The organism is Micromonospora sp. U56, assembly GCF_018070095.1.
GTDB classification, from domain to species: Bacteria; Actinomycetota; Actinomycetes; order Mycobacteriales; family Micromonosporaceae; genus Micromonospora; species Micromonospora purpureochromogenes.
Genome location: NZ_JAGPYL010000025.1, coordinates 26,544 through 43,830 on the forward strand (window position 1 = coordinate 26,544; position 17,287 = coordinate 43,830).

Below are 17,287 nucleotides of genomic sequence, written 5' to 3' on the forward strand. Positions count from 1 at the left end.
GACGGTGGTGGATAGTGTCCGTCCACCGCCTCAGCCAGGGAGTTGCCATGGCCTCCGACCACGTCGACGTCCTCATCGTCGGAGCCGGCCTGTCCGGCGTCGGCGCGGCCTGCCACCTGCGACGCAACTGTCCGGACAAGACGTACGCGGTGCTCGAGGCCCGCGACGCGATCGGCGGCACCTGGGACCTGTTCCGCTACCCCGGCATCCGCTCCGATTCGGACATGTTCACCCTCGGCTACTCCTTCAAGCCGTGGACCGACCCGAAGGCCATCGCCGACGGTGACGCCATCCGCCGCTACGTACGCGAGACCGCCCGCGAGTACGGCGTCGAGGAGCACGTCCGCTTCCGGCACCGGGTCCTGCGCGCCGAGTGGGACGGCGCGAGCGCCCGGTGGACCGTCCACGCGCACCGCGACGACACCGGCGAGGACGTCGTCCTCACCTGCGCGTTCCTCTTCGCCTGCTCCGGCTACTACCGCTACGACGCCGGCTACACGCCCGAGTTCCCCGGGGCCGAGCGGTTCACTGGGGAGCTGGTGCACCCGCAGCACTGGCCGGCGGACCTCGACTACACCGGCAAGCGGGTGGTGGTGATCGGCAGTGGCGCCACGGCGGTCACCCTGGTCCCGGCGATGGCCGAACGCGCCGGCCACGTCACCATGCTCCAGCGCTCGCCCACGTACGTGATGTCGCTGCCCTCCCGGGATGTGGTCGCCGACGCGCTGCGGCGCTGGCTGCCCGCGAGGGCCGCGTACCCGGTGGTGCGCTGGAAGAACGTGCTGCTCGGCACGGCCAATTTCCAGCTCAGCCGGCGCGCGCCGAAACTGGTCAGGTCGTTGCTGCGCCGGGCCGCCAAGGGCCGGCTGCCGGTCGGCTACGACGTGGACCGGCACTTCTCGCCCCGCTACAACCCCTGGGACCAGCGGCTCTGCATCGTCCCCGACGGCGACCTGTTCCAGATGGTGCGGGCGGGCCGGGCGTCGGTGGTCACCGACACCGTCGACACCTTCACCGAGCGCGGCGTCCGGCTCGGCTCCGGCGAGGAGCTGCCCGCCGACGTCGTGGTCACCGCCACCGGGCTCAACCTGCTGGCCCTCGGCGGGATGACCCTCGCCGTGGACGGCGTCGACGTCGACCTCGCCAAGACCGTCGCGTACAAGGGGATGATGCTCTCCGGCGTGCCGAACTTCGCGATGACGATCGGCTATACCAACGCCTCCTGGACCCTGAAGGCCGACCTGGTCGCCACCTACGTCTGCCGGCTGCTGCGCCACCTCGACGCCACCGGTCAGCAGGTCGTCGCCCCGGTCGCGCCGGGCTCCGGCGAGCTGGTGCCGCTGATCGACATGAAGGCCGGGTACGTGCTGCGCAGCGTCGACGCCCTGCCGAAGCAGGGTGCCCGAGCCCCCTGGCGGCTGCACCAGAACTACGCCCGCGACGTGCTGCTGATGAAGCGCGGGCGGCTGGTCGACGAGGGCATCCGGTTCTCCCGCGCCACGCCGGCCGCCGCCGGCGCCCGTACCGCCGACGCCCCGGTCGCCTGACCCGGGCTCCACCACCCGCACCGCAGAAGGAGAACGCCGTGCGAAGGTTCGTCTTTCCCGCCGGGACCGCCGTGGTCACCGGCGCCGCCAGCGGGATCGGTGAGGCGCTCGCCCACGGGCTGGCCCCGCGCGGCACCGACCTGGTGCTGCTCGACCGGGACGCCGACCGGCTCGACACCGTGGCGGCGGCGATCCGCGCCGCGCACCCCGACCGGCAGGTCGACACGCACCTGGTCGACCTGGCCGACCCGGCCGCCACCGATCGGGTCGCCGAGGAGATCCGGACCCGGCACCCCCGGATCCGCCTGCTGGTCAACAACGCCGGGGTCGCCCTCGGTGGACGGTTCGACCAGGTCACCCTGGACGAGTTCAACTGGGTGGTCGACATCAACTTCCGGGCGGTGGTGCGGCTGACCCACGCCCTGCTGCCGGCGCTCAAGGCCGAGCCCGGCGCCCACCTGGTCAACGTCTCCAGCCTCTTCGGACTGATCGCCCCCGCCGGCCAGGCCGCCTACTCGGCCAGCAAGTTCGCCGTGCGCGGCTTCACCGAGGCGCTGCGCCACGAACTGGCCGACGACGGCATCGGGGTGACCTCGGTGCACCCCGGCGGCATCGCCACCCGGATCGCCCGCAACGCCCGGATCGGCAGCGGCGTGGCGCCCGAGGAGTACGAGGCCGGGCTGCGGCAGTTCGAGAAACTGCTCTCCATCCCGCCCGCGAAGGCCGCCGAGGTGATCCTGCGCGGCGTCGAACGGCGGCGCGGCCGGGTGCTGATCGGCTGGTCGGCGAAGCTGCCCGACCTGCTGGCCCGGGTCGCCCCCGCGTCGTACCACCGGGTGCTGGTGGCCGGGCTCAACCGGGGCGCCGCCGATCCGGCGCGCCAGGCCGGTCGAACGCCCACGGCGACCACGCCGGAGCTGTCCACGGGGGAGCGGGTATGACCGCCACGACCGACCCGCGCCCCCGGCACGTCACGGTGAACGGGCGCCGGGTGCGCCACCGGGTCGACGGCGACGGCCCGCCGGTGGTGCTGCTGCACGGGATCGGGCGCACCCTGCGCGACTTCACCGAGCAGCACGAGCTGCTCGCCCGCGGCTTCCGGGTGCACAGCGTCGACCTGCCCGGGTACGGCGGGTCGCTGCCGATGGCCGAGCCGTGCACCCTGCCGGCGCTGGGCCGCTTCGTCGGGCACTACCTCGACGCGGTCGGCGTCGACCAGCCGGCGCATCTGGTCGGCAACTCGCTCGGCGGGGCCGTCGCGATGCGCTTCGCCGTGACCGAGCCGGCCCGGGTGGCCAGCCTCGTGCTGATCAACAGCGCCGGGTTCGGCCAGGAGGTCGCCGCCGCCCTGCGGGTGCTCGCCCTGCGCCCGTTCGGCCGGCTGCTGCTGCGCCCCAACCGGTCCTTCGCCCGCCGCGTCGAGCGCGCCCTCTTCCACGACCCGTCGTTCGCCACCGACGAGCGGATCGCGTACGCCCTGGAGGTGGCCCGCCAGCCGTACACCGCCCGGGTGATGCTGGAGACGTGCCGTGACCTGGGCACCTTCCGGGGCGTCCGCCCGCAGTGGCGCGAGGAGCTGCTGACCGAGGTCTCCCGGCTCGACGTGCCGACCTTGATCGTCTGGGGCGACCGGGACCTCATCCTCCCCGCCGGGCACCTCGACGCCGCGCGGGCCCGGCTGCCCCGGGCCCGGACCCACCTGTTCGCCGAATGCGGGCACATGCCGCAGATCGAACGGGCCGAGGAGTTCCACCGACTGCTGGTCGACTTCTGGGCCGCGGCCGAGGCGGGCGACCTCGCCGACGAGGCCGCCCCGCAGCGGCCGGCGGTGACCGAGGCCGGCTGACCGCGTCCGCGCTGACCGCGTCCGGCGCCGGCCGGAGCGGGGGTTACCCGACCTCCGCGCCGGCTGGCGCCGGCACCGCGCGCGCCACCGGTGCGTCCTGGGCGGGCACCGGCGGCGGGGCGGCGCCTTCCAGCACCGCCAGGTCCGCCTCGACGGCGGCCGGCAACCGCCGGCGCTCCCGCAGCACCCAGCCGAGCTGTCGCGCCGCGTCGAGCAGGCCGGCCCGGCGCTCCGGGTCCCGCCAGGTCTGGCGGACCACCCCGGCGACCACCCGCGACGGCCGGCGCAGCGCCGCCGTCAGCACCCGGTTGCGCGCCTCCTGCCGGTGCCGGGCCCGCCGGTCCCGACCGGCCGGCAGCGGCAGGTGGTGCACGACCAGCTCGTCCACGTACGCCAGGTGCCAGCCGGCGGCGGCCAGGTCCATCGCCAGCAGCGCCTCCTCGCCGTACGTCCCCAGCCGGTCGGCGAACCCGCCGACCTGGGTGAACGCGGCCCGGCGCAGCACCACCGCGCAGGCCAGGAAGCCCAGCACCGCCGGACCCGGCGCGCCCGCCGGGGTGCCCAGCGGCGCCCGCGCCATCCCGGCGGAGACCGGGTCGAGCCGACGCTGCGCGCCGACCCGCACCTGGGCGGTCAGCAGCCCGGTACGCGGGTGCGCCCGCAGGATCTCCGCCGCCCGGTCCAGCGCCCCCGGCACCCAGTAGGAGTCGTCGTCGGCAAAGGCCACGAACGGGGTACGGGCCAGCGCCACCCCGACGTTGCGGGCGGCGCCGGCGCCCAGGTTGGTGCCGAGCGGCACCACCCGTACCTCGGGGAAGGCCGCCGCGACCGCCTCCGGGGTGCCGTCGTCGGAGTAGTTGTCCACCACGATCACCGGCCCGGCGTGCCGGCGCAGCACGTCGAGCAGCTGCTCGCGCCGGTTCCGGGTGGCCACCACCACCGTCACGTCCGCCGTCATGGCGGCCCTGGTACCCCTTATCCGGCTGCCTCACGCAATCGTGGGTGCAATTCCCACCATGGTCGGGGTACGACGCCGCCGGTACGGGAAGCTGGCGTCATGCCCGGCGACCAGGTGACCCTGTTTCTCAGCGGCGACGTGATGACCGGTCGCGGCGTGGATCAGATCCTGCCCCGACCGGGACCGCCCGAGCTGCGCGAGCCGATGGTGGGCGACGCCAACGGGTACGTGGAGCTGGCCGAGCGGGCGTCCGGGCCCATCCCGCGCCCGGTCCCGCCGGACTGGCCGTGGGGGGAGGCATTGCGGCTGCTCGACGACCTGCGACCGGACGTGCGGATCGTCAACCTGGAGACCTCGGTGACCGGCCGGGGCGAGTTCGCCGCCGGCAAGGAGATCCACTACCGGATGCACCCGGACAACCTGGGCTGCCTCAGCGCCGCCCGGCTGGACGTCTGCGCACTGGCCAACAACCACGTGCTCGACTTCGGCCCGGACGGGCTCACCGACACCCTCGACGGGCTGCGCCGGGTCGGCATCACGCCGGCGGGCGCGGGCCGGGACGCGGCGGAGGCCTGGCGGCCGGCCCGGATCGACCTGGGGGATGGCCGCCGGCTGCTGCTCTGGTCGGTGGGCGCCCCGTCCGCCGGGGTCCCGCCACAGTGGGCGGCGGCCGAGGGGCGACCCGGGGTGGCGTACCTGCCGGAGACGACCGAGGCGTCCGCCGACGCGCTGGCCGAGCGGGTGGCCGGCGAGGCCGGGCCGGGCGACCTGGTGGTGGTCTCCGTGCACTGGGGATCGAACTGGGGTTACCAGGTGCCGGCGGAGCAGGTGAGCTTCGCCCGCCGGCTGGTGGCGGCCGGGGTGCACCTGGTGCACGGCCACTCCTCGCACCACCCGCGACCGATCGAGGCGTACCGGGGTGGGCTGATCCTGTACGGCTGCGGTGACCTGATCGACGACTACGAGGGGATCGGCGGGCAGGAGTCGTTCCGCCCGGAACTGCGGACGCTGTACCTGCCCACCTTCGACACCGACGGCCTGGCCGGGCTGCGCCTGGTGCCGGTCCGGGTCCGCCGGATGCGGCTGGAGCCGGCGGCGCCCGACGAGGCCCGCTGGCTCGCCGAGCTGGCCGACCGCCTCGGCGCGCCGTACCGGACGCGGTTCCGCCTCGGCGACGACGGCCTGATCGTGCTCGACCCGGCCGGCGGCGGCACCGCCTGATCCGGCCGACCCTGCCGCGGCGGTGTGGCGGGCCCCACCCGGACCCTCCCGCCACAGCGACCCCACCGGGCAGGGGCGCACCATAGATACATGACGCATCCCAGTTCGCTGCCGCGCGCCGCCGTGCCGTCGGCCGCGGAACGGGCCTACCGCCACCTCAAGCGGGCCATCCTGGAGCAGGTCCATCCGGGCGGGTCGCTGATCAGCGAGGGCGAGATCGCCGAGGCGGCCGGGGTCTCCCGCACCCCGGTCCGCGAGGCGCTGCTCCGGCTCGAGGCCGAGGGCCTGGTGGCGCTCTACCCCAAGCGTGGCGCGCTGGTCCGGCCGGTCTCCGCCCGCGAGATCACCGACGTCGTCGAGGCCCGGCGGCTGGTCGAGCTGCACGCCGCCGAGCGGGTCTGGCCGCAGCGGCACGCCCTGCGCCCGGTGCTCGCCGACTGGCTCGACCGGATGCGCGCGGCCCACGCCGCCGGTGACCTGCGCGCGCTGATGGAGGCCGACCGGGCCTTCCACGCCAGCGTGGTGGAGGCGGCCGGCAACGAGATCCTCGCCGAGCTGTACCACCGGCTGCGCGACCGCCAGCTGCGGATGGGGGAGGCCAGCTTCCGGCTCTCGCCCGGCTGGGCCCGGGTGGCGCTCACCGAGCACGCCAGCCAGCTCGCCGCCCTCGACGGCGACGACCCGCACGCCTGGCTCGACGCCGTGGGCGCGCACATCGACAGTGCCGCCAGCGCCTTCCGGTCCCTGCGGTGAACGCCGCCCCGGCCATCCCGCGCCGGTCCGCCGCGCTGGTCTGGGCGGTCGCGCTCGGCGCGTACGTGGCGGCCGTGTTCCACCGCGGCTCGCTCGGGGTGACCGGGGTCGACGCCGCGCACCGGTTCGACATCAACGCCGCCGCCCTGGCCACCTTCTCGGTGGCGCAGCTGGCCGTGTACGCGGCCATGCAGGTGCCGGTCGGGGTGCTGCTCGACCGGTACGGCTCCCGCCGGCTGCTGCTCGTCGGCGGCGCGCTGATGGTCGCCGGGCAGCTCTGCTTCGCCGTCGCCACCGACGTACGCGTGGCCGTGGCCGCCCGGATGCTGGTCGGCCTCGGTGACGCGATGACCTTCATCAGCGTGCTGCGGATCGTCGCGTTCTGGTTCCCCGGCCGGCGCAACCCGCTGATGGTGCAGCTCACCGGCACCCTCGGCCAGCTCGGGGCGATCCTCGGCGCGGTGCCGCTGGTGGCGTTGCTGCACCACGCCGGCTGGACCCCGGCCTTCCTCACCGCCGCCGCGCTCGGCGCGACGGTGCTGCTGATGGTGGCCGCCGCCGTCCGGGACACCCCGCACCGCGAACACGCCGGCGCCCTCGCCCCCGACTTCGCCACCGTACGCCGGCAGCTCGCCGCCGCCTGGGCGCAGCCGGGCACCCGGCTGGGCCTGTGGACCCACTTCGTCACCCAGTTCTCCGGGGCGGTCTTCGCGCTGCTCTGGGGCTACCCGTTCCTGGTGCAGGGGCAGGGTCTGTCACCCACCGCCGCGGCCGGCCTGCTCACCCTGATGACCGTGGCGACGCTGCTCAGCGGCCCGGTCGTCGCGCACCTGTGCGCGCGGCACCCGTTCCGCCGCTCGGTCGTGGTCTTCGCCATCACCGCCGGGACCGCCGCGGTCTGGGCCGTGGTGCTGGCCTGGCCGGGCCGCGCGCCGCACTGGCTGCTGGTGGTCCTGGTGCTGGTCCTGGCGGTGAACGGCCCCGGTTCGGTGATCGGGTTCGACTACGCGCGCACCTTCAACCCGGTGCACCGGATCGGCAGCGCCACCGGCATCGTCAACGTCGGCGGGTTCGTCGCCTCGATCGTGCTGATCCTCGCGGTCGGCGTCGTCCTGGACGTGGCCGGCCCGGCCGGACCGGCGACCCCGACGCTGGACGCCTACCGCTGGGCCTTCGCCGTGCAGTACCTGCTCTGGGCGCTCGGCGCGGTCCAGGTGCTGCGCTACCGCAACGCCGCCCGCCGCCGGCACGCCGCCGAACGGGCCGCCGACGCCGTACCCGTCGGGAGCGTGGCCGGCCGCTGACGGCGCGGCGGTCAGCGGACCAACCGGCGGTGGGTGAGCGAGTCCAGGACGAGGGTGAGGCCGACGCCGACCAGCCACGAGTCCTTGGCGAGGCCGACGCCGGCCTGGGTGGGTCGGAGACTGCCCGGCTCGCGCAGGCCGGGCGTACGCACGTAGAGCTGGACCAGCCCGGCCCCGAACGCGGTCAGCCCCAGCCCGCCCAGCAGGGACGGCACGAACGGGGTGAGCAGGGCGGCGCCCAGCGCGATCTCGCTGGCGGACAGCAGCCGGGCGAAGCGGGCCGCGTCGATCTGCCGCAGCTGGGGGAGCGCCCCCGCGGCCATGCCGTGCAGCTGTTCAGCCGCCTCACCCTCCAGCGTCCGCTTGCCGAGCCCTGAATTGAGGAAGAACGCGCCGATGATGAGCCGCAACGGCGCATGCGTGAGCTTCATGTGCACTCCCGTCCCGCGGAGAATCGTGCCCCCGCCTACCCCGCATCGGCCGCGATAACCCGCCGCGTGGGGCTGTGTCCCCGAGCCCGCGCGGCGGTAGGTTCGCGGGAGGCATGATCGTGGGCGCAGCCGGGAGGACACCGTGAGCCAGGAAGTCCGGGGAGTCGTGTCGCGGCGCAAGGGCGCGCCGGTCGAGGTCACCACCATCGTGGTGCCCGACCCGGGGCCCGGCGAGGCGGTGGTGAAGGTGCGCTCCTGCGGGGTCTGCCACACCGACCTGCACTACCGGGACGGCGGGATCAACGACGAGTACCCGTTCCTGCTCGGCCACGAGGCGGCCGGCGTGGTCGAGCAGGTGGGGGAGGGGGTCACCGGCGTCGCGCCGGGCGACTTCGTGGTGCTCAACTGGCGGGCGGTCTGCGGCGTGTGCCGGGCCTGCCGGCGCGGGCGGCCCTGGTACTGCTTCAACACCCACAACGCCGCCCAGAAGATGACCCTCACCGACGGCACCGAACTCGCCCCGGCGCTGGGCATCGGCGCCTTCGCGGAAAAGACGCTGGTCCACGCCGGGCAGTGCACCAGGGTCGACCCCGCCGCCCGGCCCGCCGCCGTCGGGCTGCTCGGCTGCGGAGTGATGGCCGGGCTCGGCGCGGCGATGAACACCGGCCAGGTCACCCGGGGCGACTCGGTCGCCGTGATCGGCTGTGGCGGGGTCGGCGACGCCGCGGTGGCCGGCGCGGCCCTCGCCGGCGCGACCACGATCATCGCGGTGGACACCGACGCCCGCAAGCTCGAGTGGGCGCGCAGGTTCGGCGCCACCCACACCGTCAACGCCTCGGCGGACGACCCGGTCGAGGCGATCCGCGCCGCCACCGGCGGGTTCGGCGCCGACGTGGTGATCGACGCGGTCGGCCGCCCGGAGACCTGGAAGCAGGCGTTCTACGCCCGTGACCTGGCCGGCACGGTGGTGCTGGTCGGGGTGCCCACCCCGGAGATGACCGTCGAGCTGCCCCTGCTGGACGTCTTCGGCCGGGGCGGCGCCCTCAAGTCCAGCTGGTACGGCGACTGCCTGCCCAGCCGCGACTTCCCCCTGCTCACCGAGCTCTACCTGCAGGGCCGCCTCGACCTGGACGCCTTCGTCACCGAGGAGATCGCCCTGGACCAGGTCGAGGAGGCGTTCCGCCGGATGCACCACGGCGACGTGCTGCGCTCGGTGGTGGTGTTCCCGTGACCGCCCGCGTCGACCATGCCGTCACCTCCGGCACCTTCTCCGTCGACGGCCAGACCTTCGACGTCGACAACAACGTCTGGGTGGTCGGTGACGACACCGAGTGCGTGGTGATCGACGCCCCGCACGACGTGGACGCCATCCGGCGCGCGGTCGCCGGCCGCCGGGTCGTCGCCGTTCTAGCCACCCACGCCCACGACGACCACGTACGGGTCGCTCCCGAGCTGGCGAAGGCCACCGGAGCGCCGGTGCTGCTGCACCCCGCCGACCGGGTGCTGTGGGACCTGGTCCACCCCGACCTGCCGCCCGACGGGACACTCGCCGACGGGCAGGGCATCGACGTCGCCGGCACCACCCTGCGGGTCCTGCACACCCCCGGCCACAGTCCGGGCGCGTGCAGCTTCCACGCGCCCGACCTCGGCGCGGTCTTCACCGGGGACACCCTGTTCGCCGGCGGTCCCGGCGCCACCGGCCGCTCGTACAGCGACTTCGGCACCATCGTCGCGTCGATCCGCGACCGGTTGCTCACCCTGCCGCCGCAGACCGTGGTGCACACCGGGCACGGCGACGACACCACCATCGGCGCGGAGGCACCGCACCTTCCGGACTGGCTGGCCCGGGGGCACTGACCGACGCCGGCGCCGGGGTCGGGCTCAGCGTTCCCCGGGCCCCGCCAGCACCGGCTTGACGTCCAGCACCGGCGTGCCGTCCAGGGCCTCCAGGTCGGCCACCCGCACCCGCAGGCCGTCGACCGCCAGCACCCGCACCCGGTGCAGCCCGATCGGGTTGGGCCGGTGCGGGGAGCGGGTGCTGAACACCCCGGTCTCCGGCCGGCTCCGATCGCCCCGCGGGTGCACCGTGAGGACGTCCCGGCGGGCCCGGTCCAGCCAGGTCAGCACCAGCACCTCCGCGCCCGGCCGCAGGTCGCGCAGGCCCGCGCCGACGGCGGGGGAGAAGACCAGCCACGCCTCCGGCGCGCCCTCGTCCCCCTGCTTCGGCGCGAGGTCCGCGTCGGTCAGCGGGGACTCCACCCGCCCGACCGGCCGCAGCTCGTACGTCCCGCTCACGCGCCCGCCAGGCGCAGGTGCAGCCGTACGGTGGTGCCGGCCGGGGCCGTGTGCACCAGCACCAGGTCGCAGAGCGCCTGCACGATGACCAGGCCACGCCCGCCGATGCCGTCCTGCCGGGGCGCCAGCCGGCCGGCGAGCGGATCGGTCAGCCAGCCGCCGTCGTGGATCTCGCACACCAGGTGTTCACCGGTGCGCCACACGTGGAGCACACCGCCGCCACCGGCGTGGGCGATGCTGTTGGTGGCCAGCTCGGTCACCGCGATCTGCAGGTCGGCCACCCGGTCGGGGTGCAGATCGGCGGCCTGCGCGTGCCCGGTGACGAAGCGGCGCACGTCGCCGAGCATGTCGAGGTCGTAGGGCAGCACGGCGACCGGTTCGGCCGGGACCGGCAGCGGCTTGTTGTGCCCGGCGACGACCTGCTCCGGCGCGAAGGTGGGGCTGGGCCGCCGACCGGCCCCGTCGACCAGCACCGGGTGGGTGCGATACGCGTCCGCGAGCACCGCGGGGGCGAGCCGCGACACGTCGTACGGGCAGAGGATCGCGACGTCCCGCTCGGCGAACGCCACGTTGATCAAGGCGTCGTGCTGCGCGCAGGCCGGCCGTTCCAGCTCGGTACGCTCCGCCCACACCGGCTCGCCGACGATCCGCACCCGGCGGTCGGGGTGCCGGTCGACGAAGGCCTGCAACACCCACGGGATGATCCGCCCCGGGTTGCGCCCCTGCACGGTCAGGTCGGCGTACCGGACCCGGTCGTCGTCCGCGCCGACGGCGGCCCGGATCAGCGCCAGCCGGTCCTCCGGGGCGGCCACCAGCACCGGTTCCCCGTGAGTCAGACCGTCCCGGACGAAGGGCACCGCCAGCGCCAGCAACTCCGCGGCGTCCCGGTAGAACGCTCCCTCGTGGACCAGACTCCCCGGTATCGGCCCGGTCTCCGCCGCGGCCGTCACGCCGGTGGTCCCGGGTCGGCGCCGTCGACCAGGTTTAGCAGCCGCGTCAACGCCGGGCGGCAGCCGACCAGGCGTACCTGCGAGGGGGCGTTGCGGCGGACGCGGGCCAGCGCGCTCGCGGCGCCGACGTCGGCGAAGCGCAGCTCGGAGACGTCGAGCACCGCCGTCCGCTGGTTGGTGCCCGGACCGGTGACGTGCTGGAGCACGGCGGCGAAGGCCCCCCGGTTGCTCTGATCGACCTCGCCCACCAGGCGGAGGCCGTGCGGTTCCCGCGTCCGGTACGCCCGCAGCATCGGCGCCCAGGCCCGGCCGGCGTTGCGTCCCACGGTGGCGGGGTGGGCGGCGGTGGCCGGCAGCAGGTACTCGGCGGGGAAGAGCCGCCGGTCGTACAGGCACATCGCGGCGGCCTCGCCGTCGAGGAAGAGCCGGTTGACCTCGGCCTCGTACCGGACCAGGTCGGCGACGGAGATGCCCTGGCGGATCGCCCAGCCCATGTCGCCGACGACGCGTACCCCCGCCCGGTCCTCGCGCCGGGCCCGCAGGATCTCGGTGGTGAGGTTGCCGATCATCTCGTCCGGAGTGAACCGACCCCCGGCGATGTAGCTCTCCACCGCCGGTGCGATCCGTAGCTGGCCGCCGGCCAGCGCGGCCTCCGTGGGCACGCCCGCACCGTCGAGGTGGGCCCGGACGGCGGCCGGGGAAACCCCGTCGGTGAACCAGACGACCTTGTGACCGAGGCGGAGACCGCTGGCGACGAAGCGGCCGGCGGCGTGCAGGCTGCCGGTCTCGTCGTCGTCCACCCAGCAGACGTGGTCACCCAGGTGCAGCTGGTCGACCACCGCGCTTGCAGTCACCCTCATCGCCTTCCGGTCGCCGCGCGCCCCACTCTAGCCCGCACCCCGGCACCGCCCAACGCCGAAGGACGCCCGGTGCCCGCCGGTCCGCCCCCGTCCGCTGCCGCCGAACCTGCCGCTGTGTCCCGGGTGGACCGTCACAAAACCGCGGCCGGCCCTGCCGACGACCGGACAGCCGCGGTTCTAGGATCGACCGGGTGAGCACCGAGGACCGACCGCCGACCGTACGACAGCTGCGCCTGGTGGTGGAGGCCGAGGACTACGACGCCGCGGTCGCCTTCTTCCGCGACGCCCTGGGCCTGCCGGAGCAGGCCGCGTTCTCCGGTGCCGGCGACGCCCGCGTGGTGATCCTCGACGCCGGCCGGGCCACCCTCGAAATCGCCAACCCGGCCCAGAAGCGCATGATCGACGAGGTCGAGGTGGGCCGGCAGGTGGCTCCGCAGATCCGGGTGGCGTTCGAGGTGGACGACGCGCCGGCCGCCACCGCCCGGCTGGTGGCCGCCGGCGCGACCGAGATCGCCCCGCCCACCGTGACGCCCTGGCACTCGCTCAACTCACGCCTCGACGCGCCGGCCGGGTTGCAGCTCACCCTCTTCGAGGAGCTGCGGGACCTCGACGACCGCGCCACCCTCGACGGCTTCGGCACCGATCGCGAGCGCTGACGCCGGCCGGAAACGGGTCGACTGGCCGCGGTTCGCCGCCGATACTGCTGCCCATGCCGGCCGCCACCCGCCCCGTCGTCCTCACCCCGGCGCAGTCCGCCGCGCTGCGCCACGTGCGCACCGTCGCGCTGCGGGACCGCTCGACCGCGCTGGCCACCATCGCCCGGCACCTCGCCGGGTCCGGCGCCGGCCACCACCCCGAGCAGTTGATCGCCGCGATCACCGCCGGGGGAGGGCTGACGGTCAACTTCCACCCCGACCGGCTGATCGCCGACGGTCGCACCGTGGCCGAGGTGCTCGCCGAGGAGGGGAGCTACCGCAGCCAGTTCCTCACCGGCATCTCCAACGGCGGGCTCACCGCGTACCCGGGCGGGGACCGGGACCGCTGGGAGGAGGCGATGTTCGGCCGTGCGTACCAGGCCCCCGGCGTAGGCCCCGCCGAGCGACCGGTCTACGGCGGGTTGAACCTGCTCGACCACCCCGACGGCGCCTGCCCCCGCTTCGGCTCCTGCCACCTGCGGCTGCGTCCCGAGGTGCTGGCCCGGACCACGCTCTGCTTCGGCGACAGCCACCTGGGGCCGAAGGACTTCGGCACGGTCGACGTCGCGGAGCCGGTGCTGGCCGCCCTGCTGGAGGTGACCGCCGGCATCGGTGTCAGCCTGGGCGTCGCCGGCATGGACACCGCGCGCCTCGTCGCGACGCTGCTGCGCCGGCGGGAGCGGCAGGCGTGGACGCCCGGGTCCGCCGGCCGCGCCCTGGACGACTACGTCGAGGCGCAGGTCCACGGTGGCGTCGAACTGGCCCGGGACGTCGAGGCCATCGTCGTCGACCCCTCGTTCCACGACACGGACACCGGGCGCGTACTGGCCCGGATCGCCCACCGGTGCGGCATCGAACTGCTCTTCCACCCCGGCTTCGCGCTACCCGTCGAGGACGTCGACCCGGACTTCCGGGGACCGGCCATCCCGGTGCTGGCCGCCCGGGTGCACGCCGAGTTCGGTACGCCGGGAGCGCCAATCGACGCCGCGCTGATCGGCCGGGCGGCGGCCTCGGTGGTCCGCGAGCTGCAGCGCTGGGCGGACCGGGGACCGACCGCCGACACCCTCCAGCACCTCAAACAGCTCTGGCACGTCCTCGTCCGGTTCGGCGCGCCCCGCGCCTGACGTCCGGTTCGACGCGCACGCGGCTGGCGTCTGGTTCTGTCCCTGCCGTCCGATCCTCGGGGTGACCCGCGCCGCAGCCCCCGGGGGTCCTGGCATTTCCGGAATGCCCGACAGGTGAACCTGGTTGTGTCCCCAGAACCGCCGGCAGGCAAACCCCGGCGGGCCAGGTAGTTCCCCCGAGGGGCGCTCACTGAGCGAGCGCGTCGACACGACGAAAGGGCAACCATCGTGAGGGCCGACTTCACTCGATGGCTCCCCGCCATCGCGAAGAACCGCATCACCACACTGAAGGTCGCCGGCGTCGCCTGTCTCGGCGCCCTGGCGTTCGGACCCGCCGCTGTGGCCGCCCCCGTCACCAGCGGACCACACGCCGGGGCCGTGGCCGCCATCGACCTCGCCACCGGCAAGAGCCGGCAGGGCGCCACGGTCGAGTCGGGCCTGACCACCGGCAGCGCGACCGGCAAGGTCCCGACCGGCAAGCCGGGCAAGGACAAGCTCATCCCGCACGGCGTGGAGGGCGCGCAGTCCCGCATCCCACTGGACGACGACCAGCTCGCCAACGCCAAGGCCATCGTCAAGACGGCCAAGAAGACCGGCGTGGGAGAGCGCGGCGCGGTGATCGGCATCGCCACCTCGCTGCAGGAGTCGAAGCTCTACAACCTGGGGCACCTCGGCGCGTACAACGACCACGACTCGCAGGGGCTGTTCCAGCAGCGCCCGTCGTCGGGTTGGGGCACGCCGGAGGAGATCACCGACCCCGAGTACTCATCGCGGGCGTTCTTCGAGGCACTGAAGAACGTGCACGGCTGGGAGGACCTGCCGCTGACCACCGCGGCGCAGACCGTCCAGATCTCGGCCTTCCCGTACGCGTACGCGCAGTGGGAGGAGCAGGCTGCGGACATCGTCCAGCAGCTCTGGTGACCTTCTGAACGAGCAGCACGACCGGCCGGTCCCCGTCACGGGGGCCGGCCGGTCGTCGTTCGCGGGCGTACCCCCGGCTCAGAGCGTCGGGGCGGTCTCCCGGCGCAGCTTCGCCGACCCCGCGCCCACCGAGAACCCGGCCACCCACCGGCTCGCGCTGCCGGCCCGGGTCCGGTCGGTCAGGTGGTACCAGTCCATCCGGCAGTGCTGCGGCGTCACCTCCAGCACCCCGTACCCGTGCCCGTCCAGCTCCGTCCACTTGACGTGCGGATTCGTCGACCGGATCAGCCCGGCGCCGAGGGCGCTCAGCGGATTGCCGGCCGGCAGCCTGAGGAAGTCGTTGACGTTGTCGCTGGTCACCGACGGCACCACGAACTCCGCGGCGGCCGGGTTGGACAACCCCGTCGACTTCGTGGTCACCTCGTTCGCCCACGACGTGTGGATGTCACCGGTGAGGAAGACGACGTCGCGGGTCCCGGTCGCCCGCAGGTGGTCGACCAGCTCGTTGCGGTCGGCGTTGTAGCCGTCCCACTGGTCGGCGTTGAGCACCGCGCCGTTCTGCGGGATGCCGAGCAGCGTGCCGAGCGGCCCGAGCAGCCACGCCGGCAGCGAGCCGACGTCGACCCGCGCCATCATCACCGGATTGCCGACCAGCTTCCAGCGCGCCGTCGACGCGGCCAGGCCGGCCTTGAGCCAGGTCATCTGGGCGTCGCCGGTGACGGTGCGACCTGGGTCGTCCACCGCCGTGCCCGAGGCCTGCTGCGAGCGGTACGTCCGCAGGTCCAGCATGGACAGCTCGGCGAGCTGCCCGTACCGGAACCGCCGGTAGATCGCGCCGTCCTCGCCCATCCGCACCGGCATCCACTCCTGGTACGCCCGCCGCGCGGCGGCCACCCGGTCCGCCCAGGCGCCCTCCGTGGCCGGGGTGTGGTTCTCCGCCCCACCCGACCAGGCGTCGTTGGCCACCTCGTGGTCGTCCCAGGTGATCACCCAGGGCAGCGCGGCGTGCAGCGCCACCAGGTCCGGGTCGGACTTGTAGAGCCCGTGCCGGATCCGATAGTCCGCCAGGGTCAGCACCTCGTGCGCCGGCTCGACCTTGCGCACCACCGTGCCCGCCGCGTCGAACTGGCCGGTGCCGTACTCGTAGAGGTAGTCGCCGAGGTGCACCACCAGGTTCAGATCGCCCCGGTCGGCCAGCCGCCGGTACGCCGCGAAGTAGCCGGCCTCCCAGTTCGCGCAGGACACCACGCCCAGCCGCAACCGGTCGATGGCCGCGTCGGTGGGCGGGGCGGTCATGGTCCGGCCCGTCGGCGACCATCCGCCGGCGTACCCGAACCGGTACCAGTACGTCGTCGCCGGCGCCAGACCGCTGACCGCCACCTTCACTGTGTGGTCGCGGGCGGTACCGGTCGTCAACTGGCCCTGTGCGGTCACCGTGACGAAGTCGGGGTCGGTGGCGACCTGCCAGCTCACCTCCACATCGGGGCCCACGCCGGAGCCGGGCGTCGCGTCGGGGGTCGGGGTGATCCGGGTCCAGAGCAGGATGCCGTCCGGCAGCGGATCGCCCGAGGCGACACCGTGCAGGAAGGCGCCACCGGCGGCGTGGGCGGCACCGGCGCCGGCAAGGGTGGCGCCGGCGAGGACAGCCGTGCCGGCGGATGCGCCGGCCATACGCAGGAGGGTGCGGCGGTCGAGGGTGTTGGTCATGGTCTATGTGTTTACCGGTACCCGCCGCGTTCCCGCTGCCCCCTGCGGCGACTGTTCGCCAGTCCTTCCATTGTGTTTCGCTTTTCCGTCCGACGATCACCTTGTTAACGACATCCTTTGTGGACCGATTGGTCGAGTCACGTCCGCTTACCCGCCGGCACCGACAAATCCGCTGCATGGTGGTGTTCGACGCCGGCCACCACTCTCCCGCCGCCGACCCGTGGAACGTCATGGTCGTCTCCCGCCTCTGGAGACAGGCCACGGTGTTCCGCTCGTCCGGGGAGAGGGTGCGGCCGCCCGGTTGTGGGCGGTCGGGATGAAATCCGGGCCGGCCACTGGGGTGTGTGCCCGATGTCGGGATCGCGCCGTGTCCGAGGTCCCTACGGTGGCCGATCCTCACCGCCCCGCGCGTCCGATATTCGGCTGCATGGGCGTCCGGTTTTGCGCGAATCGCTCCGGGAGTCGGGTGCTCGGGGCGTTCTGGCGGTGGAATGGTGGCCGGGCGGGGGTCGTTACATCACCTGGACGATCGCAGCACCCCCCGTTGGCCTGGCCCGATCACGTGGGCCGCCCGGGGTGCCCGGGCACCGGAATGATGACGGGCCCCGGGTCGTTACATCACCTGGACGATCGCAGCAGCACCCCCGCTGGCCCGGCCCCATCACGTGGGTCGCC

17 protein-coding genes are annotated in these 17,287 nt (G+C 74.3%); 11 read left to right on the forward strand and 6 right to left on the reverse strand.

Features of this window, described 5'->3' with window-relative positions:
• Positions 1–47 precede the first annotated feature (47 nt).
• Genes KBX37_RS11805 through KBX37_RS11815 form a run of 3 tightly spaced genes read left to right on the forward strand, consistent with a single transcriptional unit; the run spans position 48 to position 3,393 of the window.
• Positions 48–1,547, forward strand: coding sequence for an NAD(P)/FAD-dependent oxidoreductase (locus KBX37_RS11805; protein ID WP_210775949.1), 1,500 nt, complete (start codon positions 48–50; stop codon positions 1,545–1,547).
• A gap of 38 nt (positions 1,548–1,585) precedes the next feature.
• On the forward strand, positions 1,586–2,488 hold the full coding sequence (locus tag KBX37_RS11810) for an SDR family oxidoreductase (RefSeq protein WP_210775950.1): 903 nt from the start codon (positions 1,586–1,588) through the stop codon (positions 2,486–2,488).
• Positions 2,485–3,393: an alpha/beta fold hydrolase gene (locus KBX37_RS11815; RefSeq protein WP_210775951.1), complete on the forward strand. Its 909-nt coding sequence runs from the start codon at positions 2,485–2,487 to the stop codon at positions 3,391–3,393. The genes KBX37_RS11810 and KBX37_RS11815 overlap by 4 nt, the downstream gene beginning before the upstream one ends.
• 43 nt (positions 3,394–3,436) lie before the next feature.
• Here KBX37_RS11815 and KBX37_RS11820 read toward each other — a convergent pair whose 3' ends face one another.
• Positions 3,437–4,351 (reverse strand): glycosyltransferase family 2 protein, encoded by a 915-nt coding sequence (locus KBX37_RS11820; RefSeq protein WP_210775952.1) that lies wholly within the window; start codon positions 4,349–4,351, stop codon positions 3,437–3,439.
• Positions 4,352–4,450: 99 nt separating this feature from the next.
• Between KBX37_RS11820 and KBX37_RS11825 the strand changes: the two genes are divergently transcribed.
• The 3 genes from KBX37_RS11825 (at position 4,451) to KBX37_RS11835 (ending at position 7,629) form a co-directional block, all read left to right on the forward strand.
• Positions 4,451–5,572, forward strand: coding sequence for a CapA family protein (locus KBX37_RS11825; RefSeq protein WP_210775953.1), 1,122 nt, complete (start codon positions 4,451–4,453; stop codon positions 5,570–5,572).
• Between the two features lie 90 nt (positions 5,573–5,662).
• On the forward strand, positions 5,663–6,325 hold the full coding sequence (locus KBX37_RS11830; protein WP_210775954.1) for a GntR family transcriptional regulator: 663 nt from the start codon (positions 5,663–5,665) through the stop codon (positions 6,323–6,325).
• On the forward strand, positions 6,322–7,629 hold the full coding sequence (locus KBX37_RS11835) for an MFS transporter (RefSeq protein ID WP_307849040.1): 1,308 nt from the start codon (positions 6,322–6,324) through the stop codon (positions 7,627–7,629). Before KBX37_RS11830 ends, KBX37_RS11835 begins: the two co-directional genes overlap by 4 nt.
• A gap of 11 nt (positions 7,630–7,640) precedes the next feature.
• Here the strand turns inward: KBX37_RS11835 and KBX37_RS11840 are convergent, their stop codons facing one another.
• Positions 7,641–8,060 (reverse strand): hypothetical protein, encoded by a 420-nt coding sequence (locus KBX37_RS11840; protein WP_210775955.1) that lies wholly within the window; start codon positions 8,058–8,060, stop codon positions 7,641–7,643.
• Positions 8,061–8,202: 142 nt separating this feature from the next.
• On the opposite strand from KBX37_RS11840, the gene KBX37_RS11845 reads away from it, so the two are divergent.
• Together KBX37_RS11845 and KBX37_RS11850 are read left to right on the forward strand one after the other, a co-directional pair.
• Positions 8,203–9,291, forward strand: coding sequence for an S-(hydroxymethyl)mycothiol dehydrogenase (locus tag KBX37_RS11845; protein ID WP_210775956.1), 1,089 nt, complete (start codon positions 8,203–8,205; stop codon positions 9,289–9,291).
• Positions 9,288–9,917: an MBL fold metallo-hydrolase gene (locus KBX37_RS11850; protein ID WP_210775957.1), complete on the forward strand. Its 630-nt coding sequence runs from the start codon at positions 9,288–9,290 to the stop codon at positions 9,915–9,917. Before KBX37_RS11845 ends, KBX37_RS11850 begins: the two co-directional genes overlap by 4 nt.
• A gap of 24 nt (positions 9,918–9,941) precedes the next feature.
• On the opposite strand, the gene tsaA is transcribed toward KBX37_RS11850, so the two are convergent.
• Genes tsaA through KBX37_RS11865 form a run of 3 tightly spaced genes read right to left on the reverse strand, consistent with a single transcriptional unit; the run spans position 9,942 to position 12,159 of the window.
• Entirely contained in the window at positions 9,942–10,355 is a 414-nt protein-coding gene (gene tsaA, locus KBX37_RS11855) for a tRNA (N6-threonylcarbamoyladenosine(37)-N6)-methyltransferase TrmO (RefSeq protein ID WP_210775958.1), read from the reverse strand.
• Positions 10,352–11,305, reverse strand: coding sequence for a sensor histidine kinase (locus KBX37_RS11860; protein ID WP_307849041.1), 954 nt, complete (start codon positions 11,303–11,305; stop codon positions 10,352–10,354). Before KBX37_RS11860 ends, tsaA begins: the two co-directional genes overlap by 4 nt.
• Positions 11,302–12,159, reverse strand: coding sequence for an MEDS domain-containing protein (locus KBX37_RS11865; RefSeq protein ID WP_210775959.1), 858 nt, complete (start codon positions 12,157–12,159; stop codon positions 11,302–11,304). Before KBX37_RS11865 ends, KBX37_RS11860 begins: the two co-directional genes overlap by 4 nt.
• A 197-nt stretch (positions 12,160–12,356) precedes the next feature.
• On the opposite strand from KBX37_RS11865, the gene KBX37_RS11870 reads away from it, so the two are divergent.
• From KBX37_RS11870 to KBX37_RS11880, 3 genes are all read left to right on the forward strand, one after another.
• Positions 12,357–12,821 (forward strand): VOC family protein, encoded by a 465-nt coding sequence (locus KBX37_RS11870; RefSeq protein WP_307849042.1) that lies wholly within the window; start codon positions 12,357–12,359, stop codon positions 12,819–12,821.
• Positions 12,822–12,874: 53 nt separating this feature from the next.
• Positions 12,875–13,984: a DUF3626 domain-containing protein gene (locus KBX37_RS11875; protein WP_210775960.1), complete on the forward strand. Its 1,110-nt coding sequence runs from the start codon at positions 12,875–12,877 to the stop codon at positions 13,982–13,984.
• A 228-nt stretch (positions 13,985–14,212) separates the two neighbouring features.
• On the forward strand, positions 14,213–14,905 hold the full coding sequence (locus tag KBX37_RS11880; RefSeq protein ID WP_210775961.1) for a hypothetical protein: 693 nt from the start codon (positions 14,213–14,215) through the stop codon (positions 14,903–14,905).
• Positions 14,906–14,983: 78 nt separating this feature from the next.
• Here the strand turns inward: KBX37_RS11880 and KBX37_RS11885 are convergent, their stop codons facing one another.
• Positions 14,984–16,612 (reverse strand): alkaline phosphatase, encoded by a 1,629-nt coding sequence (locus tag KBX37_RS11885; protein WP_210775962.1) that lies wholly within the window; start codon positions 16,610–16,612, stop codon positions 14,984–14,986.
• Between the last annotated feature and the right edge of the window lie 675 nt (positions 16,613–17,287).